The sequence below is a fragment of the Halorubrum sp. F4 genome (genome assembly GCF_027257195.1).
GTDB lineage: Archaea > Halobacteriota > Halobacteria > Halobacteriales > Haloferacaceae > Halorubrum.
Genome location: NZ_JAPDFS010000002.1, coordinates 359,235 through 380,508, shown reverse-complemented (window position 1 = coordinate 380,508; position 21,274 = coordinate 359,235). Strand labels below are relative to the sequence as shown.

The following is a 21,274-nucleotide window of genomic DNA, read 5'->3' as shown; positions in this document are numbered from 1 at the left end:
AAGCGATGCGGCCACGCCGGGAAGGGTAGCTTTTACTCCGTCTCCCGGGAAGGTCCGGACATGGGTGAGGACTACCGCACGGAGGAGGACAGCCTCGGGGAGATGCAGGTGCCGGCCGACGCCTACTGGGGCGCACAGACCCAGCGAGCCGTCGAGAACTTCCCGATCTCGGGGATCGGGTTCGGGCGGCGGTTCGTCCGCGCGCTCGGCGTCGTGAAGAAGGCGGCCGCGCAGGCGAACCGGGACCTCGACCTGATAGCGGAGGACACCGCGGAGGCGATCGTCGCCGCCGCCGACGAGGTGATCGCGGGCGACCACGACGACCAGTTCCCCGTCGACGTCTTCCAGACGGGCTCGGGTACCTCCTCGAACATGAACGCCAACGAGGTGATCGCCAACCGCGCCGCCGAGATCGCGGGCGCGGAGATCGGCGACCGCGTCGTCCACCCCAACGACCACGTCAACTACGGCCAGTCGTCGAACGACGTGATCCCGACGGCGATGCACGTGGCCGCCCTCGAAGCGGTCGAGAAGGACCTCGTGCCCGCCCTGGAGACGCTCCACGCGGAGCTGGAGGCGAAGGAGGCCGAGTTCGACGGCGTCGTCAAGACGGGCCGAACTCACCTCCAGGACGCCACGCCGGTCCGGCTCGGCCAGGAGTTCGGCGGATACCGAACCCAGATCGCGAAGGGGATCGAGCGCGTCGAGGCCGTCCAGTCGAACCTACGCGAGCTCGCGCTCGGCGGGACGGCGGTCGGGACCGGACTCAACACCCACCCGGAGTTCCCCGGGCTCGCGGCCGAGTACGTCTCGGAGGCGACGGGCACGGAGTTCCGCGAGGCGGACGACCACTTCGAGGCGCAGGCCGCCCACGACGCGATGGCGGAGGCACACGGCGCGCTCCGGACCGTCGCCGGCAGCATGAACAAGATCGCGAACGACCTGCGGCTGCTCGCCTCCGGCCCGCGAAACGGCCTGGGCGAGATCGAACAGCCGGAGAACCAGCCCGGCTCGTCGATCATGCCCGGGAAGATCAACCCGGTCGTCGCCGAGTCGGTCAACCAGGTCCACAAGCAGGTCGTCGGCAACGACGCCGCCGTCTCCGCGGGCGCGGCCCGCGGCGAGATCGATCTCAACCTCTACAAGCCCGTGATCGCGCACAACTTCCTCCAGTCGGCCGAGCTGCTCTCGAACGCGGCCGAGACGTTCGGCGAGCGCTTCGTCGCGAAGCTGGAGGCGAACGAGGAGTACTGCGAGACGCGCGTCGAGCAGTCGATGGCGCTCGCGACCGCGCTCAACCCCGCGATCGGCTACGACAAGGCGAGCAAGGTCGCGAAGAAGGCGCTCGCCGAGGACAAGAGCGTCCGCGAGGTCGCCGTCGACGAGGGGTACCTCACCGAGGCGGAGGCCGACGAGGTGCTCGACCCCGAGGCGATGACCCACCGCGTCATCCTCGGCGACGACTGAGTCGGCCGACTAGCCGAGGGCCGGACGTTCGGTCGCGTCTGCCCGGTCCGTATGCGTCGGAACGGTCGAGACTCACCGTTCGGGCTCCTCCGTTTCGCTCCGTTCGGTGATATCGGAGTAGATCGCGAACCCGCCCGAACCGTCGTCGTAGACGGCGTTCTGAAGGAGAAACCGACGGAGGCCGTCCGCGGTTCGACGTGTAACCGCCTCCGAGTTGAGACGTCCGCCGTCCTGGACGTGTCGGTTGATCCGTCTCGCTCCCTGCGTTCGGTCCTCGGGGACGATGTACGCGTCGAGCGAATCGCCGACGATCTCGTCGACGTCGTAGCCGAAGGTCTCCTCGAAAGCCGGGTTGACCCGTTCCACGATCGGCTCGCCGGCTTCGTACTCGACCTCGACGGTCGGCTGCGAGAGGCGATCGAAGAGCGTCCGAAACCGCCGGCGTTCCTCCTCCACCTGCCGTTCGGCCCGGAGCTTGCTCACGGCGTTGGTGACGCGATTGGCCAGGATGTCGTACTGGTCCGTCCCCGACCCCTTCTGGAGGTAGTCGGTGACGCCCGCGGAGATCGCGTCGCCCGCGACCTCCTCGTTGCCCTTGCCGGTGAACAGGATGACCGGCAGGTCGGGCCACCGTTCGCGGATGCGACGCAGGAACTCGATCCCGTTTTTCTCCGGCATGTCGTAGTCGGAGATGACACACTGAAATTCGCCGTCGGCGAGGAGATCGAGTCCTTCGTCCGCGCTCGTCGCCGTTTCGACCTCCAGGCGATCGTCCTCCCGTTCGAGAAAGGCGGCGGTCATCTCCGCGAACCCCGCCTCGTCGTCGACGTGAAGGACGCTGATTGAGCCGTTCATTGTATGCTAACCGATACCGAATGGCAGAACTCCGTACGAGAAGATAAATCCGTTGGACCGGTTCGGGTCGGCTCCGCGTCGTGACCGCATCCGGTTTCGTGATCGAATCACCGTCGAAACCGATCGCCGACCGGGATCCCGACGGATCCGTCACGCTCGTTCGATCGGCGGGGTACGGCCGGTCGATCCGACCCGTCCGACGCGTCGTCGGTCCGAGGACCGTCGCGTTCCCGTCTCCCGTCGTACTCGTCGCTCACGCCGAATCGACACCATTTAAGCCGCAGTCCGCACCGATCCCAAACGGATGAAACTTCACGAACATCAAGCGAAGACTATCTTCGCCGACGCCGGGATCCCCGTACCGAACTCCCGGCTGGCGGCGAGCGTCGAGGAGGTCCTCGACGCCGTCGACGAGATCGGCTACCCGGCCGCGATCAAAGCGCAGGTCCACGTGGGGGGCCGCGGGAAGGCCGGCGGGATCAAGATCGCGACCGACCGCGAGGAGGCCGAGGAGTACGCCGGAGAGATCCTCGGGATGGACCTCAAGGGCTACACCGTCGACCGGGTCCTCGTCGAGGAGGGCGTCGACTTCGTCGACGAGCTGTACGTCGGCGTGACGATGGACCGCGGCGAGGGGAAGCCGGTCCTGATGGTGTCGACGGAGGGCGGCGTCGACATCGAGGAGGTCGCGGCGGAGAACCCCGACGCGATCGCGCGCGAGCACGTCGACCCCGCGTTCGGGCTCCACCCGTATCAGGCCCGCAAGGTCGTCTACGAGGCCGGCGTCGACGCCGACGTCGCGCTCGACGTGGCGTCGATCCTCTCGACGCTGTACGACCTCTACGAGGACAGCGACGCCTCGGAGATCGAGGTCAACCCGGTCATGATCACGGGCGACCGCGACGTCGTCGCCGCCGACGCGGTGATGAACGTCGACGAGGACGCGCTGTTCCGTCAGCCCGAGCTCGCGGAGATGGCGGAGGAGTCCTACGAGGACGACCTCGAGCGGAAGGCCGGCGAGTACGGCTTCGACTACGTCCGCCTGTCCGGTAACGTCGGCATCATCGGCAACGGCGCGGGGCTCGTGATGACCACGCTCGACCTGGTCGACTACTACGGCGGGAAGCCCGCCAACTTCCTCGACATCGGCGGCGGCGCGAAGGCCGAACGCGTCACGCAGGCGCTCGACATGGTCTTCTCTGACCCCAACGTCGACAGCGTCGTCTTCAACATCTTCGGCGGGATCACCCGCGGCGACGAGGTCGCCAAGGGGATCAACGAGGCGCTCGCCGAGTTCGACGAGATCCCGAAGCCGGTCGTCGTCCGGCTCGCGGGGACCAACGCCGAGGAGGGAATGGAGATCCTGAACACCGACCTGATCGAGGTCGAGGAGACGCTGGAGGACGCGGTCCAGCGTGCGGTGAAGAACGCGGAGGAGGTGGCCCAATGAGCATTTTCGTCGACGACGACACGCGCGTGGTGGTCCAGGGGATCACCGGCGGGGAAGGGAAGTTCCACGCCGAACAGATGATCGAGTACGGGACGAACGTCGTCGCGGGCGCGGTGCCCGGCAAGGGCGGCCAGGAGGCCGCCGGCGTCCCCGTCTACGACACCGTGGACGAGGCCGTCGAGGCGGAGGACGCCGACGCCTCCGTGATCTTCGTGCCGCCGGCGTTCGCCGCCGACGCGGTCTTCGAGGCGCTCGACACCGACCTCGACCTCGCCGTGGCGATCACCGAGGGGATCCCGACCCAGGACATGGCGAAGGTGAACAAGCGTCTCGGCGAGACCGACACGCGACTGCTCGGCCCGAACTGTCCGGGCATCATCACGCCGGGCGAGGCGAAACTCGGCATCCTGCCGGGCAACATCTTCGCCGACGGCAACGTCGGGCTCGTCTCCCGCTCGGGTACCCTGACCTACCAGGTCGTCGATAACCTCACCGAGCGCGGCATCGGCCAGACGACCGCCATCGGCATCGGCGGCGACCCGATCATCGGCACCTCCTTCATCGACGCGCTGGAGGCGTTCGAGGCCGACGCCGAGACCGACGCGGTCGTGATGTGCGGCGAGATCGGCGGCGAGGACGAGGAGGAGGCCGCGCGGTTCATCGGCGAGCACATGGACACGCCGGTCGCCGGCTTCATCGCCGGCCGCACCGCGCCGCCGGGCAAGCGCATGGGCCACGCGGGCGCCATCGTCTCCGGGTCCGGGACGGGTACCGCGGAGTCGAAGATCGACGCGCTCAACGACGCGGGCGTCCCCGTCGGCGACACCCCCGAGGAGGTCGCCGACCACGTCGAGAGCTTCCTCTAGGAGCGCTCGTCCGTCCCCGCCGCGGCTATCGATCCTGATTCTTCCGCGAAACGTTCAAATAAACACACGGTGTGTCGGACCGTATGGAACCACGCCCCGGGAACGATTCCGGCGGACCGGACGGGTCCGACGGGGGGAACGGAACCGGGCGGTCCGCGGGTGCCGACACGGTGGGGCGCCGAAAGGTCGTCCTCGTCGTCGACGACGAGCCCGGCGCGGCGGACCTCGCGGCGACGTACCTCGATCGGCTCCTCGACGACGTCGAGGCCGTGACGGCGACGTCGCCGCCGGCGGCGCTCGAACTGCTCCGGGAGCGCCGGATCGACTGCGTCGTCAGCGACCACGACATGCCGGAGGCCACCGGGCTGGAGCTGCTCGGAACGGTCCGTGAGGAGTACCCGAACCTCCCGTTCGTGCTGTTCACGGGGAAGGGAAGCGAGGAGATCGCGAGCGAGGCCATCTCCGCGGGCGTCACCGACTACCTCCAGAAGGGGTCGGGGACGGACCAGTACGAAATGCTCGCGAACCGCGTCCGAAACGCGCTCTCGCGCCGACAGGTCGAGTGTGACCTCCGCGAGGTCAATCGGAAGGTGACCGCGATCCACGAGTTCGCGACCGAGCTTTCCTCGGTCGACACCGTCGCGGAGGTGTTCGAGCGGGTCGTCGACGTCGCCGAGCAGGTACTCGAGTTCGACCGGTGTCTCACGGCCAGACGCGACGGCGAGTACGTCTACCCCGCGGCGCTCTCGGAGGGCGTCACCGACGACGACGTGCGGCGGTTCGAGCTCGGCGAGGGACTCGCGGGCCGAACCGTGGCGGAGGAACGGACGTTCCTCGTCGACGAGGTCGACACGTCGGCGGACGCCGACCCGGTCGCGGACGACATCGAATCGGCGATCAGCGTTCCGATCGGGAGGTACGGGCTCCTCCAGGCGATCTCCGGCGGTCGAGCCACCTTCGACGAGCGGGACGTGGAGTTCGCCGAACTGGTCGCCGCACACGCCGCGGAGGCGATAGAACAGATCGAGGCGGAACGGGCCCTCCGCGCGGAGCGCGACCGGCTCGCGGCGCTCTTCGACAACGTCCCGTCGCCGGTCGCCCGGCTCGTGATCGACGAAGAGGGGACCCGTCGGCTCGACGAGACGAACGTCGCGTTCGAGGAGACGTTCGGCTGTGCCGCGGGCGAGGTCACCTACGAGGAGATGTGTGCGGCCACGCTTCCGGAGGGTGCCGAGTCGATCGAGCCGGACTGGTTCGACACCGACATGGACACGATCCGGACGGAAGTCGAGCGGCGGACCACCGACGGCATCCGGGATTTCGTTTTAAACGCCATCCCGACCGAACGGGACGGCGGGGTACTCCTCCATCTGGTGTACGCCGACATCGACGAGCAGAAGCGGGTCGAACGGACCCTCCGCCGACTCCACGAGGCGACCCGCGAGATGTTCCGCGGGGAGGACCGCGAGGAGGTCGCCGGGATCGCGGCGCGGACGGCGATCGACACGCTCGGGTTCCCGAACAGCGCCGTCCGGCTGTACGACCCCGATACCGGAACCCTCCGCCCGACGGTGATAAGCGAGGAGGCGACCGCGGCGATCGGCGATCGGCCCCCGTTCGGTCCGGGCGACGGGCGGGTGTGGGACGCGTTCGACCGCGGCGAGACGGTCGTCGTCGACGACCTCGCGGCGACGGGGACGGCCGTCGAGTACGGCGACCTCCGGAGCCTCCTCGTCGTGCCGCTCGGCGACCACGGCGTGATGCCGCTCGGGTCGCCGGAGCCGTCGTTCTTCGAGGACACCGACGTCCAGCTCGCGCGGGTGTTGGCCGCGAACGTGACCGCCGCGCTCGACCGGGCGGAGCGAACCGAACAGCTCCGCGAGCGCGACGCCGCGCTCCAGCGTGAGCTCGACCGGCTCGAGAAGTTCGCGGGCGTGGTGAGCCACGACCTCCGGAACCCGCTCACCGTCGCGAACGGACGGCTCGAGCTCCTCCGCGGGCTGATCGACGGCGAGGACGCCCACGAGCAGCTCGATCTGGTCGAGGACGCCCACGAACGGATGGGCGAGCTGATAGACGACCTCCTCGAGCTGGCCAGAGAGGGGCGGACGGTCGACGATCCGGAGCCGGTCGCGCTCGCCGAGTCCGCGACGGAAGCGTGGCGGACCGTCGACACGGACGGTGTCACTCTCGAGGTCGAAACGGGGGACACGACCGTCCACGCCGATCCGGAGCGACTCCGGACGCTCCTCGAGAACCTGTTTCGGAACAGCGTCGAGCACGGCTCGACTGAAAGCCGGGCGGACCCTGGCCCGGGCGTAACCGTGAACGTCGGAACGCTGTCGGACGGCTTCTTCGTCGCCGACGACGGCCCGGGCTTCGACGGCGTCGACCCCGAGGAGGCGATGGAATACGGGGTCTCGAGCGACGACCACGGGTCCGGGCTCGGGCTGGCGATCGTCAGGGAGATCGCCGACGCACACGGCTGGCGAGTGACGGTCGACGAGGACGGAGCCGGGAGTGGAACCGAGGGCGGAGACGGTGCCCGATTCCAGTTCCGAACCGAAGGGTAGCCGCCGAGACCCGGCCGAACCACGGATCCCGAGTCCCGTTCATCGGACGTGCGCGACCAGCGCACACCCGGACCACGGTTATGCCCGGCTCGCCCCACCGATCGGTATGGACGACGACGTACGCGAACGGCTCGAACCGCTCCCGCCGAGCGCCAAGCTCGTGTACTACGTACTCGACGCCGAGGGGCGGTTCGACCAGACGGGGCTCGCGGCGGAGACCCGGCTCTCGACGCGCACGGTCCGGTTCGCGATCGAGAAGCTGGCCGACGCCGACCTCGTCGAGGAGGGGTTCTGTCCCACCGACGCGCGTCGTTCCGTGTACGAACCGGCCGACCCCGTGGAGGCGGAGTCCGCTCACGGGGCCGCGCCGTCCGCGGTCGCCGCCGAGGACTGACCGACGCGACGGCGACCGGGGAGTCGACCCGATACGCTTCTCCCCGATCCGTCGCCCTTTTGCCCGCCCGCCGGGTATGACGGATAACCGATGGCGACGTACCACATCGAGACGTACGGCTGTACGTCCAACCGGGGCGAGAGCCGCGCGATCGAACGCGCCCTCCGGGACGGCGGCCACCGGCCGGCCGACGGTCCCGAGGACGCCGACGTCGCCATCCTCAACAGCTGTACGGTCGTCGAGAAGACCGAGCGGAACATGCTCCGCCGCGCCGAGGAGCTCGAGGCCCGAACCGCCGAACTCGTCGTCACCGGCTGTATGGCGCTGGCACAGGGCGAGGAGTTCCGCGAGGCCGGCATCGACGCCGAGGTGCTCCACTGGGACGAGGTCCCGGAGCACGTCCTCAACGGCGAGTGTCCCACGCACACCCCCGACACGGAGCCGATCCTCGACGGCACCATCGGCATCCTCCCCATCGCGCGCGGCTGTATGAGCAACTGCTCGTACTGTATCACCAAGTTCGCGACCGGACGCGTCGACTCCCCGCCGATCGAGGAGAACGTCGAGAAGGCCCGCGCGCTGGTCCACGCCGGCGCGAAGGAGATCCGCGTGACCGGTCAGGACACCGGCGTCTACGGCTGGGACACCGGCGACCGGAAGCTGCCAGAACTGCTCGACCGGATCTGCGACATCGACGGCGAGTTCCGGGTCCGGCTCGGGATGGCGAACCCCGGCGGGATCCACGGCATCCACGAGGAGCTGGCGGACGTCTTCGCGCGAAACGAGAAGCTGTACGACTTCATCCACGCGCCCGTACAGTCCGGCTCCGACGACGTGCTCGCCGACATGCGCCGGCAACACCGCGTCGACAAGTTCCGGGAGGTCGTGTCGGCGCTCGACGACCGGCTCGACCACTGGACGCTCTCGACCGACTTCATCGTCGGCTTCCCGACGGAGAGCGACGCCGATCACGAACGGTCGATGGACCTCCTGCGGGAGGTCCGCCCCGAGAAGATCAACGTCACCCGCTTCTCCAAGCGACCCGGGACGGACGCCGCGGACATGAAGGGACTCGGCGGGACGGTCAAGAAGGAGCGCTCGAAGGCGATGTCGGAGCTGAAGATGGAGGTCGTCGGCGAGGCGTACGGGTCGATGGTCGGCGACGAGTTCGAGGTGCTGGTCGTCGAGGAGGGCACCGGCGACTCCGTGAAGTGCCGCGACTCCGCCTACCGGCAGATAATCGTCCGGAACGCGACCGACCGCGGCGTCGAAGTGGGGGACTTCCTCACCGTCGAGGTGACGAGCCACAACACCGTCTACGCGTTCGGCGATCCGGTCGACGAGCGTCAGCGCGTCGGCGGTTCCAGCTCGCCGGCCGTGGGAAGCTCCCAGCCGTAGGTGACGGCCGCGAGCCGCGTGACGACGGTGACGGCCGCACAGAGCGCGGCGGCGGTGCTGCCGACGACGCCGACGGCTCCCGCCACGACGTAGGTGAGCCCGCCCAGCACGGCACAGTTGGCGTAGAAGTCCTCGAAGAGGATGAACGGGGCTCGGTCGAGGAGGAGGTCGGCGAACGCGCCGCCGCCCACGGCGTTGATCGTCGCGATCGCGACGACGCCGAACGCGGAGACGCCCGCCTCGGTGGCGACGATCGCCCCCGTGGTGGCGAAGGCGGCGAGCCCGATCGCCAGCGCGACGCCGAACAGCCCGAGCGCGATCTCGATCGGCGACTGGAGCGCCAACGGCGTTCGCATCACGAGGAGGTCACGCGTCGCCCCGCCGGCGAACGCCATCGCCAGCCCGACGATGGTGATCCCGAAGAGATCGAAGTCCTCGCGGATCGCCTTCGTGGACCCGACGAGCGCGAACGCGACGAGCCCGACGGTGTTCATCACCGCGAACGGGTCGCCGAACAGCACGATGAGGAGATCCCGGCTCACTGTGGATCCCTCCGCGGGGTGAACGGTTGAATCTGCCGTCAGCGGATCCGGTCCCGGGGCGTTCGGCGTCCTCCCGTCGACGACCGCCAGCGTGGTCATCGCCCCGGCGACGTGGGTCGCAGCCGTCGACACGGTGCCCCGAACCGGATCGACCGCGTTTCGGGTCTCCGACATCGCCGGAAGGGTGGGTTTCGAGCCGTACGAATGTGTGATGAATTCAGATACTATTACTGAGAATAGATCAGGGTGGACACGGGAAAAAGCTCGCTTGCTGTCGGGGCGAGCGAGTCCAGAGCGGGGCGTCTCCGCGACCGGACGACTCTCGGCGGCCGCGAGACGGCCCGCGGGGGGCGTCGATCGCCGCCGCCGGGGGCGATCAGAGCGTGACGGCCATCATCACTTCGTCGACGTACTCGCCGTCGATGCGGTAGTGGCCCTCGCGGGTCGCCTCCTCCTCCCAGCCGTGCGCTTCGAGGAACGCGATCGCCTCCTCGTTCGTCGAGGGGACGCTGTTGTAGATCCGCTCGTAGCCCTCATCGGCGGCCCACTCGAGACCGCGTTCGAGGAGGTGGCTCCCGATCCCGTTTCGCCGGTACTCGGGGAGGACGCCGACCGTGAGCTCCGCGGTGTGGCTCAGCTTCTCCAGCTCCGGATGGCTGATGTTGACCCAGCCGATCACGTCGCCGTTCACGGTCGCGACGAAGAACACGCGGGATTTCACCCCGCCCTGCTGGTAGAGCACCTGTTCCTCGTCGAGGATGTCCGCGATGTTCTCCGCGACGACGTCGTTGCCGTCCTCGACGGCGTCGCGTATCACTCCGAGGAGCCCCGAGAGGTCGGGCTGTCGCGCCGGTCGGATGTTGAACGACACCGCCTCGCCGGCGAACTCCTCTTCGGCCCCACCCCCGAAGTCGTCCTCGACGCCGGGCACGAGTTCGCCGCCCTCCTCCCGCAACAGCCCGTCACGCTTCAGGATCGTGATGTGGTGTCCGAACTGCGTCGGATCGAACCCCAGGTCCTCCCGGGCCGCCTCGTACGCCACGCGGCCCCGATCCTGGACGTACTCGTAGATGTCTCGACGGTCCTTGTGTTCTACTTCCCGTATCATGCCTGATACTACCACACACTCTCACTTATGTTTAATTATAAATTATATTTAATTTCCAACACTACCGTCCGGTTCGCGGCGGGACGTCGGTGAGCAGCTGTGCGGTGTCGCGGACGTTGTGCGTCTCGACCAGCAGCTCCGCGGCCTCCCGAACGGTCACGTCGGGGTCGCGAGGCGAGCCGTGACACCGGAGATACAGCGCCACCCAGTCGTTCACCGCCGCCTGTAGCATCGACAGCTCGACCTCGGAGAGTCGGACGTGCTCGTCACCCGTGCGGGCCCGGAGGTACACCGCGATCGTCGGACCGAGCCCCTTCCGGAGGTACTCGAGACCGCGCTCCTCGGCCGGCGGCGACGCCGGAGGTTCGAACGACTCCCGCTCCTCGCGAGCCCGACCGGCCAGGTCGGCGATCCGCTGGGCGTACTGTGAGGCCGTCATCTCATCCCTGCCGGAACTCGACGCCCTTCCCGCCGCGGGGGTGTTCCCAGTCGGTGTCCGCGACGACGGCGCAGGTGCCGCACTCGACGCATGGCTGGGTGTCGAGGCTTACGACGGTCCGCTCGTCGCCGTTCGTCCGGACCGTCTCCTCGCGGTAGCAGCCGCCGCCGAAGTCGCGGGCGCTGACCGGACAGGCGGTCACGGCGTCGCCGCTGGCCGCGAAGGAGTCGTCGTCGACCTCGATGTGCGGGTTGCCCACGTCGACGTCGTAGGTGAGGTCGCCGATCCGATCGGCGAGGTCCGGCGGATCCACGTCGTTTTCCCCGCCGATCCGCTCGCCGAGCTCCTCCGCGATGACCGTCGGCAGGGTCACGTACGGCGTCCGGGTGTCCGGCACCATCATCGAGAGGAACGGCGAGCCGTACAGCGTCTCGAGACGATCGCCGAGCGCCCGCACGCCGAACCGTCCGACCGGCGACTCCAGCACCGCGTCCAGGGCGTCCGTGACCGGATCGTGTTCCGCGAGCGCTCGAACCGCGCGGTACCGCGGGGGACGGAGCTTCTTCATCACCCCCTCGTCGCGGAGCTTCCGCTCGTAGAGGTCGCCCGCCGCGTCCGGGTCGTTCCGCGATCGTGCCTCCGAGAACGCCTCGGCGGCGAGCGCGCCGGCCGTGACGGCGTGGTTCATTCCCTTGATGATCGGGCCCTGTGCCTGCATCTGCCCAGCGGCGTCCCCGACGAGAACGAGGCGAGCCTCGTGTGGCGAGGGGTGGGCGACCTTCTTCGAGTCGGGAACGAGCTTCGCGGCGTACTCGAACTCCTCGTACCCGTCGTCGAGCCAGCGGGCCAGAAGCGGATGCGTGAGCAGCGCGTCGAGCAGTTCGTGAGGCTCGGCCTCCTCCGCGACGAGGCTGTCGAGGTGGAACACCGTGCCGATCGAGAGGGTGTCCTCGTTGGTGTAGAGGAACCCGCCGCCGCGGACGCCCTCGAAGAGGTCGCCGGAGAACAGGTGGGCCTCGCCCTCGTCGCCGTCGAGGCCGAACCGGTCGTCGATCGCTCCCTCGGGCATGTCCACGACCGCCTTCACGCCCTGGAACCACTCCTCCGGCTCCTCCCAGTCCATCAGCCCGGCGTCGCGAGCGAGTTCGCTGTTCACGCCGTCGGCGGCGACGACGAGGTCGGCCTCGATGGGGTCGAGCTCGTCGCAGGTCACGCCGACGATCTCGCCTCCCTCGCGGAGCAGGCCGTTCACCCGGACGCCGGTGAGCAGCCCGCCGCCGGTCTCGCGGGTCAGTTCGTGGACCCGTTCGGCGAGCCAGGAGTCCATCTTCCGGCGAAGGACGGCGTCCGACCACTCGGTGTCGTGCTCGTGGAGGTCGGTGATGTCGAAGGTCTCGACCCGATCGCCGGCGAGGTTGTGGAGGTAGTAGTCCGTGACGGGACGCTCCGTGGCGGCCTCCCGGAACCCGGGGAACAGGTCGTCGATGGCGTAGGGAGCCGACTCCTCGGCGTAGAGGAGCCCCCCGGAGACGTTCTTCGACCCGGCCTCGACGCCCCGCTCCAACACGAGGGTCTCCACGTCGTTGCGGGCGAGCACGGCCGCGGCCGCCGCGCCGCCGGGGCCCGCGCCCACGACGACGGCCTCGTAGCGTTCGCGTTCGGTCATTCGGTCTCACCCCCGTCGGCGACGGCCTCGGCGTCCAACTCTCCGCTTTCGAGCGCCTCGGTCAGTCGCGGCAGGACCTCGAAGAGGTCGCCGTCGATGAAGTAGTCCGAGAAGTCGCGGATGTCCGCCTCGGGGTCGGTGTTGATCGCGACGATGGTGTCGGACTCGTCCATTCCGACCTTGTGCTGGATCGCACCGCTGATGCCGGCGGCGACGTAGAGGTCGGGTTCCACCTCCTGGCCGGTCTCGCCGATCTGCCGCTCCTCGGCGGCGTACCGCTCGACGTGGCCCTCGAACTGGTAGGAGGAGGTGACGATCCCCCGGGAGATCCCCAGTGCGGCGTCCTCGAACGCGTCGACCAGATCGAGACCGAGTTCCATCCCGTGCGTCGGGTCCGCGCCGATCCCGCGCCCGAGCGCGACGATAACCTCGTGACCCGTCAGGTCGACGCCGCCCTCCAGGCGGTCGAACTCCTCGACGTCGACGCGGAACCACTCCTCGTCGAGGGCGAACTCGTGTTCGACGACCTCGCCCTCCCGCTCGGGATCCGGTTCGGGCGTCTCGAAGCTCCCGGGGATGACCGAGGCACCCTGCGGGTGGAACTCGCGGCTCGGGTTGTCGAGACAGAGGATCGTCGAGTACTCGAAGCCGCTGAAGTCCGGTCGCTTCATGTGGAGGACGCGCTCGAACTCGCGGTCCTCGCCGCCCGTCTTCGCGGGGTTCGAGATGACCGCGTTCTCGATGTAGAGCCCGGAGCAGTCGCTCGCGAGCCCCGAGTCGAGTTCGGCCTGTACCAGCGCCGAGAGGTCGCGGCCGTTGTGCGTCGCCGGGAACAGGACGTACCGGGGCTCGTCGTAGTCGCGCCACTCCGCGGGGTCGGGATTCCCCGCCCCGGGGTCGCCGCCCCAGCGCGCCATGTCGCAGAACACGCGGGTGTACGGCTCGTGTCGGAACCGACTCAGCCGGGCGTCCTCGTGATAGACGACCACGTCGGCGCCGTGTTCGATACACGTCTCGGCGTGGCCCGCGACGTCGTCGCCGACGAGCACCGCGACGACCTTCTCCTCGGCGTCGTACTCGTCGGTGTAGTCGTCCATCAGCTCGCGCGCCTTCCCGAGCATCTCCAGGGAGGCGTCGATCAGCTCGCCGGCCTGCGTCTCACAGTACATCCACATGTCCCCGTAGGTGCCGTCCTCCAGCGCGCGGACGTGTCGCTTGTCCGCGGTCGGGTGGTCGAGATCGGGGTGTTTCTCCTCCGGCGGGACGACCGCCGCCGCCTCCTCGTCGCTGCCGCGTACCGAGTCGAGGCGATTGTCGACGAGCGTGAGCACGCTATCGCGGCTCTCGCCGGCCGCCTCGGCGTCGCGGATCCGCTCCAGCTCGTCGGGGTCGTCGATGTCCTGAAGCGCGTTACCCACCTCGGCGGCCGTCATCTCGGCCGGGTCGATCTCGCCGGCCTCCTCCTCGTCCTCGCTAAATTTCTCGATCCGGCTCTCGATGAGGGTTTTCGCTCCCGCGCGGTTCTCGCCCGCCGCCTCGGCCTCCAGGATCGCCCGCAGCCCGTCGACGTCCTCGATGGTCTGGATCTCGGGACCCAGCTCCTGGATCGTGTACTCGCCGGGGTCGAGCGGCGGTTCCGTCATGCTCACTCACCCCCCGCGAGCGGTGCCATCTCCTCGAACACCTGCCGCATCTCCTCGTCGCGCTCGGGATCGACCATCGTGGCCTCGCGCTCGGCGGGGGCCTTCGGGATGGGATCGACCGAGGAGACGACCGTCGGGGAGCCGTCGAGGCCGATGTAGTCCGGGTCGAGGTTGAGGTCGGCGTGGTCCCACACCGTCATGTGCTCCTCGTGGTCCGCGGCGCGCTCCCGCGTCTCCTCGCGGAGGTCCCTGTGACGCAGGCGGTGTTCGGCCCGCCGGTAGGACGGCTCGAACTCGGGATCAGCGACGACGAACGCCGGAAGCGACGTCTCGACGGTCTCTATCTCCTCGATGTCGCCCTCGACGAGCCGCTTCGCGCGCAGACGCTCCTCGTCCGGGTCGATCTCCAGGGAGACGACGTGGGTGACGATCGGCATCCCGTACGCCCAGCAGGTCTGTGGCCCGGCGTGGCCGGTCTCCCCGTCGGCCGTCTTGAAGCCCGCGAAGACGAGGTCGGGCGAGGGCTCCATCTCCTCGAGGGCGGTCGCGATCGTGATCGCCGTCGCCCACGTGTCCGCGGCCGCCATCTCGCGGTCCGACAGCAGGTAGAGGTCGTCGGCGTAGACCGACTCCATCGCCTCGCGGAGGACGTCCCCGTAGCCCGGCGGTCCCATGCTCATCACGCTCACGGTGCCGCCCTGCCGCACCTTCGTCTGTAGCGCGGCCTCGAGCGCGTGCTCGTCGTTCGGGTTCATCACCGTCGGCGTTTCTCCCCGTTCGAGGTGTCCGTCCTCGTCGAAGGAGACCTGTCCCTCCCGGAAATCCGGAACGCCTTTCGTTAGAACGACCATGTTCATTGTTACATCCCCACGTGTTCGATCCGACGGGTGGTTCCTTAATTGTTGTTCGTGTTATATACACGAACTCGATCCTCCGTTCGTGACGGTGACCGTCGCCTCGCCCCGAGTCGGGAGCGAAGGACGCGGCCAGGACCGTCAGGACCGGCAGGACGCCATCCGAGGGTCGGTCGCCCGACTCAGGTCCGTCCGGTTCAGGTCCGCCCGGCTCGGCCCGCGTCGACGTCGATGGCATCGACGGGACAGACGTCGACGCAGATCATACAGTCGATGCACTGCGGCTCGTTGGCCGGGTCGGCCTTTATCTCGCTCTCGGGATGGCCGGGAGTGTCCACCCACTCGAACACGTCGACGGGGCAGTCCTCGATGCAGGCCCCGTCGGCGAGGCAGATGTCGAAGTCGACCGCGACGTGCGTGCCGTGTATCCCCAGCTGCTCCGGTTCGTCCACGGGCCCCCAGACGTCATGCCCCTCGTGCTCGTCGACGACCTCCCTGTTCTCCTCGAAGTTGGGATCTATCGACATGTTACACGTTACCGGTTATCTATAACTATTTAAAATTGAGGTCTGATCTCCCGATCGTATCGGGAGAGAGGTGGCCCGCGGCGTCGGCTCGGGGGTGAGGCGTTCCTACTTCTCCTCGTAGATCAGTTCGATCTCGTCGGCGAAGCGGTCGAGGACCTTCCGGCGCTTCTTCTTCATCGTCGGCGTGAGCAGGTCGTTCTCCTCGGAGAACTCCTCCTCGACCAGCCGGAACCGCTTGATCCGCTCGTACGGCTCGAACGCCTCGTTCACCGCGTCGACCTCCGCCTGGAATCGCTCGCGGACGCGCTCGTCCCGGCAGATCCCTCGTCGATCCGCCGGGAGGTCGATCCCCTCCGCGTCCGCCCACGCCTTGACCCCCTCGAAGTTCGGAACGAGGAGCGCCGAGACGAACTTGCGGCCGTCGCCGAGCACGACGCACTGCTCGACGAACTCGTTGGCGGCGAAGCGGTCCTCGATCGGGCCGGGCGCGACGTTCTTGCCCGTCGAGAGCACGAGCAGCTGTTTGGCCCGTTCACGGAAGGCGACGTAGCCGTCGGGACGGAGCTGGACGATGTCGCCGGTGTGAAACCACGGCTCCTCGGGGTCGCCGCCGCGCTCACCGGGCGGGGCCCCCGCCACGACGGCCTCCTCGGGAAGCGCGTCGTGCGCCGAGAACGCCTCGCGGGTCGCGTCGGGCCGGTTCCAGTACCCCGTCGTCACCTGCGGGCCGCGAACCAGCAGTTCGCCGACGTCGCCCGGGACGTCCGCGACCTCCTCGCCGACGACGCGGCCGTCGAGCGCGATCTCGGTGTCGACGACCGGCGGCCCGATGGTGCCCACCTTCGGCTCCTCGGGCGGGTTGACACAGACCACCGGCGACGTCTCCGTGAGCCCGTACCCCTCCAGTATCGGGAGGTCCATCGCGTGATACAGCGCACACAGCTCCGCCGACAGCGATCCGCCGCCGGAGATGAAGAAGTCGACGTTACCGCCGAGCGCCTCCCGAACCGACGAGAAGACGAGCCGGTCGGCGAGCGCGCGCTTCGCGTCGAGCAGCGGACCGGGAGCGTCGGCCTCGTGGTGCGTTCGCCCGACCGCCACGGCCCACTCGAAGATCCGTTGTTTCACCGAGGACTCGGACGCCTGATCGCGGATCGCGTCGTAGAGCTTCTCGTAGACCCGCGGAACGCTCGTCGTCGTCGTCGGCCGAACGAGTCCGAAGTCCTCCCGGAGCGTGTCGGGGCTCTCGGCGTAGCCGACGGTCGCGCCGGCCGTGAACATCATGTAGTGGCCCGCCAGCCGCTCGAGGACGTGCGCGAGCGGGAGGAACGAGAGGGTGGTCGAATCGGCGGAGATCCCCGGGACCTCTGCATCGCGGTCGGGCCGGTCCGCGAACCGCCGGTAACACTGGTTGACGTTCGACCGGAAGTTGTCGTGAGTCAGCCGGACGCCCTTCGGCTGGCCCGTCGTCCCGGAGGTGTAGATGAGGCTCGCGAGGTCGTCGACGGCGGTCGAGTCGAGCCACGACTCGTAGGCCGCCTCCTCGAAGGCGTCCGCGCCGAGCTCGTGGAGCCTGCCGAGGGAGTACACGTCCTCGTCGCCGGCGGCCGAATCGTCGCCGTCCCCGTCGCCTCCGCTCCTGTCGCCCCCGCCGTCCTCGCCGCCTCCGCCCCCGCCGCCTCCGCCGCCGATCTCGTCCATCACCACGATCGCGTCCAGGTCGTGGGCGAGGTCGTCGCGGACGTCGAGCACCTCCCCGAGGAGCGCGCGGTTCTCGACGACGACGACCGTTGCCCCGGGATCCTCGAGCAGGTAGCGGACCTGCGACGGCGACGAGGAGGCGTACACCGTCGTGACGACCGCACCGGCCGCGAGCGCCGCGAAGTCGACCTGCGCCCACTCCATGCGCGTTCCCGCGTAGATCGCGAGTCGGGTGTCGTCCGCGACGCCGACCTCGCGGAACCCCGCCGCGAGGTTCCGGACGATCGTCCGCATCTCCGCGTACGTGAGGCCGGCGTAGTCGCCGTCGGGGGCGGGGTCGATGACGCCCGCCGCGACGAGCGACCGGTCGTACACCCCGCCCTTGTAGCGCTGGGCGACCCGATCGGCGTTGCGCGCGGCGGAGCGCTCGAACGTTCGAGGGAGGGTCTCGCGGGCGATGGCGTCGTCCGCGAACCGCCGCTCGGCTTCCTGCCAACTCATACCGCCGAGACTCCCGGGAGTGTCATAAACGATCCGGCTGTTGTTCGTTTCTTTCGCTCGACTGTCCCGCTCCGACTAGTCCCTCCACTCCGAGGGTTTAATTCCCGGAGCGCGCGAGGGGGTCGTGTGGACCCCGACCGGATCCCCGCGGAGTTCCCGGCTCCGAGCTTCCGCGGCACACAGGAGCGCGCGCTCGCGGACGTCCGCGACGCCTTCGCCGCCGGCAACGACGTGGTGTTGGTGCGCGCGCCGACCGGCAGCGGCAAGTCCCTGCTCGCGCGGGCCGTGATGGGATCGGCCCGCGAGGTCGCCGACGCCGCGCCGAGCGAGCCGACCGACGCGTACTACACCACTCCGCAGGTCTCCCAGCTCGACGACGTCGCGAGCGACGACCTCCTCGAGGACCTGAAGGTGATCCGCGGGAAGTCGAACTACGACTGCGTCCTCCCCGGCGAACACGACACGTCGGTCGACCGCGCGCCCTGCGCCCGCGAGCAGGGCTTCGACTGCAGCATCAAACACCGCTGTCCGTACTTCTCGGACCGGGCGATCGCCTCGTCGGGCCGGTTCGCCGCCATGACGCTCGCGTACTTCATGCGGACCGCGGGCTCGGAGGTGTTCCGGAAGCGCGACGTGGTCGTGATAGACGAGGCCCACGGGCTCGCCGAGTGGGCGGAGATGTACGCGACGATCGACCTCTCGCCCGAGCGCGTCCCGGTCTGGGACGACGTGGGCGTCCCGGACGTCGAGCGCGACGCCGGCGACGACGAGGACGCGCTCGACCGCACCGCCCGGTTCGTCGAGAGCCTCCGCGACGTGGCGAAGCGGGCGAAAGACGAGCTGACGGGACGGCCCGAGTTGAGCCGCGAGGAGGTCGCGAGACGCGACCGGCTCGGGGAGCTGATCTCCGAGTTGGGCTGGTTCCTCGAGGACTACCGGGACCTCGACTCGCCGACGACCTGGGTCGTCGACCAGCCCGACGGCGAGGGCTCGGCGATCGCGATCAAGCCGCTCGACCCCGCGCGCTACCTCAGACACACCGTCTGGGACCGCGGCGAGAAGTTCGCGCTGCTGTCGGCGACGATCCTCTCGAAGGAGGCGTTCTGTCGGGGGGTCGGGCTCGACCCCGCGAACGTGGCGCTCGTCGACGTCGAACACACCTTCCCGCTCGCGAATCGCCCCCTCTACGACGTGACGCAGGGGCCGATGACCTACGAGCACCGCGACGAGACGGTGCCGAGGATCGCCCGCCTGATCGTCCGGCTGATGGCCGAACACCCCGACGAGAAGGGGTTGATCCACGCACACTCCTACGACATCGCGGGACGGATCGTCGAGCGGCTCGGCGAGTTCGGCGTCGCCGCGCGCGTCCGTCGACACACGCGGGCGAACCGCGACGCCGAACTCGAGGCGTGGAAGGCGAGCTCCGATCCCGAAGTGTTCGTCTCCGTGAAGATGGAGGAGGCGCTCGATCTGGAGGGCGACCTCTGTCGCTGGCAGGTGGTGTGTAAGGCGCCCTACCGCAACACCAACGACTCGCGGGTCGCCCGGCGGCTGGCCGACGGGCAGTGGCCGTGGTACCATCGAACCGCGCTGCGCACCGTGATACAGGCGTGCGGCCGCGTCGTTCGCGCGCCCGACGACCACGGGGCGACGTACCTCGCGGACGACTCGCTTCTGGACCTCTTCGATCGCGCGGCGGCGGACACCCCGCCGTGGTTCCGCGACCAGATCGACGCGATGACGACCCCCGACCTCCCCGAGTTCGACCCGTCGGCCGCGCTCGCGGGGATCGACGCCGACCCGTCCGGCCCCGGCCGTGCCGGCCGCCGGAACGGCAGGTCGAGAGGTTCCGCATCCTCCGGGCGGCCGGGCAAATCGAGCGGCAGCGGCGGAAGCGCCGGCGGAACGTCGGGGCGTTCGGAGGCGACCGGCACGGGCGGATCGACGGGCGCGACCGACGACGGGACGACGCGTACCCGGTCCGAGGCCGACGCCGAGCGGCGGGAGGACCACCCGCTCTCGGACGTCTGGGGCGACGGTTGAACGACGGACGACCGGCGAGAGGCGGTTGAGCGGACCGACGACTGCCGGGTGACGACCGCTACGGTTCGTTCGTTCGGGACCGTCCGATCGGGGTCAGAGGAAGCTGACGCCCCAGGCGACCATGGAACTCACCATGAGGAACGCGAAGAACAGCGCGATGGCCTGTTGTCTGTCCATGTTCGGATTCGACCGCAGAGACGCATAATTCCTCCGGGCCTCCGTCGACAGCGAGCGGGTGATCTCGCCCGTCGTATCGGTGTGTGGATGAGGGATCATTATATATTCCTCGCCGGTGGTGTGACACATTATATCGTATAAGGTGTATCATGGTCCTGAATGAAGTAGTAACATTCATAAACGTTCACGCTGGATACGTGTGTATGGCAACGAACGCGCTGTCGAGTGCGCTGACGCTGTACGGTGCGCGAACGCTGACGCTCGAACAGGCGGCGACGCAGGCGGGCGTCAGCGAGGCCGAGTTCGTCCGGCAACTGGAGCGACGCGGCATCGAGGTAACCGAGGCCGAGCGCTCGGCGGCGTTCGAGAGCGACCACACCGCTCGCGCGGACTGATCGGCCCCTCGATCGGGACCGATCCGACCCCCGGCCCGAACCGGTTCGACGGAAACCCCCACGCCGACTCGCGTTCACCACCGGTTTTATCCGAAATACCCCAGACTCTGCTGTCACGGAAGGTTCTCAGCCGCTTCGACGAGCTTCTCCTCGGTTTGCCAGCGATACAGCCGCCCTTCCTGGTCGAACAGCTCGAAGACGCCGTCCTGCATCCAACCGAACGGATGCTCCTCGTCCTCGTATTCCCGCTTGAGGACGTGACTCTTCGAAAAGTACTCCGTCGTGCCGACGAGGAGTCCCTGTTCGACGAGAAAGTCGCTCGCCCCCTTCTCGGCGATGCCAATGAGGTACGTCACGATATCAGCGATGAGGCAGAACTTCTGAATGCTGTTGTCCCACTCTCCTCGAATATCCACCATTCGGAAGGCGTAGGCGTTCTGCCGGCGAGTGAGACGATCGACCACCAGATTCAGCCGACGGATCGGCTCTCGATCGTAGTTTCCGAGTACGAAATACGACCGATCGTTCTCGTAGACAGGAGTCAACTCGCTCAGAGTGTGAAGAATGTCTTCGTTGTCCGCCAGCGTGATCTCTTCTTCATCGAGTTGGTCCTTCGCACTGGTCAGGATCTCCTCGGAGACAGGCAGCACTTCGTCGGACATACACCGTTCC

The 21,274-nt window shown here is 68.5% G+C and carries 19 protein-coding genes; 8 read left to right on the top strand and 11 right to left on the bottom strand.

From position 1 onward, the window contains the following. Positions 1-60: 60 nt before the first annotated feature. Positions 61-1,467 (top strand): aspartate ammonia-lyase, encoded by a 1,407-nt coding sequence (locus OKW78_RS06665; RefSeq protein ID WP_281194414.1) that lies wholly within the window; start codon positions 61-63, stop codon positions 1,465-1,467. Between the two features lie 72 nt (positions 1,468-1,539). Here the strand turns inward: OKW78_RS06665 and OKW78_RS06660 are convergent, their stop codons facing one another. Next, a complete protein-coding gene (locus OKW78_RS06660; RefSeq protein ID WP_281194413.1) occupies positions 1,540-2,322 on the bottom strand; it encodes a response regulator in 783 nt (260 codons plus the stop codon). A gap of 304 nt (positions 2,323-2,626) precedes the next feature. On the opposite strand from OKW78_RS06660, the gene sucC reads away from it, so the two are divergent. The 5 genes from sucC to OKW78_RS06635 all read left to right on the top strand — a co-directional run bounded on the left by sucC (position 2,627) and on the right by OKW78_RS06635 (position 9,003). Next, on the top strand, positions 2,627-3,772 hold the full coding sequence (gene sucC / locus OKW78_RS06655) for an ADP-forming succinate--CoA ligase subunit beta (RefSeq protein ID WP_281194412.1): 1,146 nt from the start codon (positions 2,627-2,629) through the stop codon (positions 3,770-3,772). Further along, positions 3,769-4,638 carry a succinate--CoA ligase subunit alpha gene (gene sucD, locus OKW78_RS06650; RefSeq protein ID WP_281194411.1) on the top strand — a complete coding sequence of 290 codons (870 nt, stop codon included), beginning with the start codon at positions 3,769-3,771 and terminating at the stop codon, positions 4,636-4,638. Before sucC ends, sucD begins: the two co-directional genes overlap by 4 nt. 83 nt (positions 4,639-4,721) lie before the next feature. Beyond that, positions 4,722-7,211 (top strand): GAF domain-containing protein, encoded by a 2,490-nt coding sequence (locus tag OKW78_RS06645; protein WP_281194410.1) that lies wholly within the window; start codon positions 4,722-4,724, stop codon positions 7,209-7,211. Between the two features lie 106 nt (positions 7,212-7,317). Beyond that, the gene (locus OKW78_RS06640) at positions 7,318-7,605 is read left to right on the top strand and encodes an ArsR family transcriptional regulator (RefSeq protein WP_122104490.1); all 288 of its coding nucleotides are present in this window, start codon (positions 7,318-7,320) and stop codon (positions 7,603-7,605) included. A 90-nt stretch (positions 7,606-7,695) separates the two neighbouring features. Next, complete coding sequence (locus OKW78_RS06635) at positions 7,696-9,003, top strand: tRNA (N(6)-L-threonylcarbamoyladenosine(37)-C(2))-methylthiotransferase (protein WP_281194409.1); 1,308 nt, start codon at positions 7,696-7,698, stop codon at positions 9,001-9,003. On the opposite strand, the gene OKW78_RS06630 is transcribed toward OKW78_RS06635, so the two are convergent. The 8 genes from OKW78_RS06630 to OKW78_RS06595 form a co-directional block, all read right to left on the bottom strand. Then, complete coding sequence (locus tag OKW78_RS06630; protein ID WP_281194733.1) at positions 8,952-9,545, bottom strand: TRIC cation channel family protein; 594 nt, start codon at positions 9,543-9,545, stop codon at positions 8,952-8,954. The two genes, OKW78_RS06635 and OKW78_RS06630, sit on opposite strands and share 52 nt — an antisense overlap. Positions 9,546-9,921: 376 nt before the next feature. Further along, on the bottom strand, positions 9,922-10,653 hold the full coding sequence (locus OKW78_RS06625; protein ID WP_122104492.1) for a GNAT family N-acetyltransferase: 732 nt from the start codon (positions 10,651-10,653) through the stop codon (positions 9,922-9,924). Positions 10,654-10,714: 61 nt separating this feature from the next. Continuing rightward, on the bottom strand, positions 10,715-11,092 hold the full coding sequence (locus tag OKW78_RS06620) for a hypothetical protein (RefSeq protein WP_281194408.1): 378 nt from the start codon (positions 11,090-11,092) through the stop codon (positions 10,715-10,717). Between the two features lies 1 nt (position 11,093). Continuing rightward, positions 11,094-12,758: an FAD-dependent oxidoreductase gene (locus OKW78_RS06615; RefSeq protein ID WP_281194407.1), complete on the bottom strand. Its 1,665-nt coding sequence runs from the start codon at positions 12,756-12,758 to the stop codon at positions 11,094-11,096. Continuing rightward, complete coding sequence (locus OKW78_RS06610) at positions 12,755-14,401, bottom strand: electron transfer flavoprotein subunit alpha/FixB family protein (RefSeq protein ID WP_281194406.1); 1,647 nt, start codon at positions 14,399-14,401, stop codon at positions 12,755-12,757. The genes OKW78_RS06615 and OKW78_RS06610 overlap by 4 nt, the downstream gene beginning before the upstream one ends. Before the next feature lie 2 nt (positions 14,402-14,403). Then, positions 14,404-15,258, bottom strand: a complete 855-nt coding sequence (locus OKW78_RS06605) for an electron transfer flavoprotein subunit beta/FixA family protein (RefSeq protein WP_281194405.1) — start codon at positions 15,256-15,258, stop codon at positions 14,404-14,406. 194 nt (positions 15,259-15,452) lie between these two features. Further along, positions 15,453-15,782, bottom strand: a complete 330-nt coding sequence (locus OKW78_RS06600; protein WP_122104497.1) for a ferredoxin family protein — start codon at positions 15,780-15,782, stop codon at positions 15,453-15,455. 105 nt (positions 15,783-15,887) lie between these two features. Next, the gene (locus OKW78_RS06595; protein WP_281194404.1) at positions 15,888-17,984 is read right to left on the bottom strand and encodes a long-chain fatty acid--CoA ligase; all 2,097 of its coding nucleotides are present in this window, start codon (positions 17,982-17,984) and stop codon (positions 15,888-15,890) included. A 126-nt stretch (positions 17,985-18,110) separates the two neighbouring features. On the opposite strand from OKW78_RS06595, the gene OKW78_RS06590 reads away from it, so the two are divergent. Continuing rightward, complete coding sequence (locus OKW78_RS06590) at positions 18,111-20,030, top strand: ATP-dependent DNA helicase (protein ID WP_281194403.1); 1,920 nt, start codon at positions 18,111-18,113, stop codon at positions 20,028-20,030. 93 nt (positions 20,031-20,123) lie between these two features. Here OKW78_RS06590 and OKW78_RS06585 read toward each other — a convergent pair whose 3' ends face one another. Continuing rightward, complete coding sequence (locus OKW78_RS06585) at positions 20,124-20,306, bottom strand: hypothetical protein (RefSeq protein ID WP_281194402.1); 183 nt, start codon at positions 20,304-20,306, stop codon at positions 20,124-20,126. A gap of 104 nt (positions 20,307-20,410) precedes the next feature. Between OKW78_RS06585 and OKW78_RS06580 the strand changes: the two genes are divergently transcribed. Continuing rightward, positions 20,411-20,602, top strand: coding sequence for a UPF0175 family protein (locus OKW78_RS06580; RefSeq protein WP_122104501.1), 192 nt, complete (start codon positions 20,411-20,413; stop codon positions 20,600-20,602). 113 nt (positions 20,603-20,715) lie between these two features. On the opposite strand, the gene OKW78_RS06575 is transcribed toward OKW78_RS06580, so the two are convergent. Continuing rightward, a complete protein-coding gene (locus OKW78_RS06575; RefSeq protein WP_281194401.1) occupies positions 20,716-21,264 on the bottom strand; it encodes a hypothetical protein in 549 nt (182 codons plus the stop codon). Positions 21,265-21,274: the final 10 nt, after the last annotated feature.

Bases quoted from the DNA above. Each gene is read 5' to 3' on its own strand.
- OKW78_RS06595 (WP_281194404.1), bottom strand. From the start codon at position 17,984: ATGAGTTGGCAGGAAGCCGAGCGGCGGTTCGCGGACGACGCCATCGCC.
- OKW78_RS06665 (WP_281194414.1), top strand. From the start codon at position 61: ATGGGTGAGGACTACCGCACGGAGGAGGACAGCCTCGGGGAGATGCAG.
- OKW78_RS06625 (WP_122104492.1), bottom strand. From the start codon at position 10,653: ATGATACGGGAAGTAGAACACAAGGACCGTCGAGACATCTACGAGTAC.
- OKW78_RS06580 (WP_122104501.1), top strand. From the start codon at position 20,411: ATGGCAACGAACGCGCTGTCGAGTGCGCTGACGCTGTACGGTGCGCGA.
- OKW78_RS06610 (WP_281194406.1), bottom strand. From the start codon at position 14,401: ATGACGGAACCGCCGCTCGACCCCGGCGAGTACACGATCCAGGAGCTG.
- OKW78_RS06660 (WP_281194413.1), bottom strand. From the start codon at position 2,322: ATGAACGGCTCAATCAGCGTCCTTCACGTCGACGACGAGGCGGGGTTC.
- OKW78_RS06635 (WP_281194409.1), top strand. From the start codon at position 7,696: ATGGCGACGTACCACATCGAGACGTACGGCTGTACGTCCAACCGGGGC.
- OKW78_RS06585 (WP_281194402.1), bottom strand. From the start codon at position 20,306: ATGATCCCTCATCCACACACCGATACGACGGGCGAGATCACCCGCTCG.
- OKW78_RS06645 (WP_281194410.1), top strand. From the start codon at position 4,722: ATGGAACCACGCCCCGGGAACGATTCCGGCGGACCGGACGGGTCCGAC.
- sucD (WP_281194411.1), top strand. From the start codon at position 3,769: ATGAGCATTTTCGTCGACGACGACACGCGCGTGGTGGTCCAGGGGATC.
- OKW78_RS06640 (WP_122104490.1), top strand. From the start codon at position 7,318: ATGGACGACGACGTACGCGAACGGCTCGAACCGCTCCCGCCGAGCGCC.
- OKW78_RS06575 (WP_281194401.1), bottom strand. From the start codon at position 21,264: ATGTCCGACGAAGTGCTGCCTGTCTCCGAGGAGATCCTGACCAGTGCG.
- OKW78_RS06600 (WP_122104497.1), bottom strand. From the start codon at position 15,782: ATGTCGATAGATCCCAACTTCGAGGAGAACAGGGAGGTCGTCGACGAG.
- OKW78_RS06620 (WP_281194408.1), bottom strand. From the start codon at position 11,092: ATGACGGCCTCACAGTACGCCCAGCGGATCGCCGACCTGGCCGGTCGG.
- OKW78_RS06605 (WP_281194405.1), bottom strand. From the start codon at position 15,258: ATGAACATGGTCGTTCTAACGAAAGGCGTTCCGGATTTCCGGGAGGGA.
- OKW78_RS06615 (WP_281194407.1), bottom strand. From the start codon at position 12,758: ATGACCGAACGCGAACGCTACGAGGCCGTCGTCGTGGGCGCGGGCCCC.
- sucC (WP_281194412.1), top strand. From the start codon at position 2,627: ATGAAACTTCACGAACATCAAGCGAAGACTATCTTCGCCGACGCCGGG.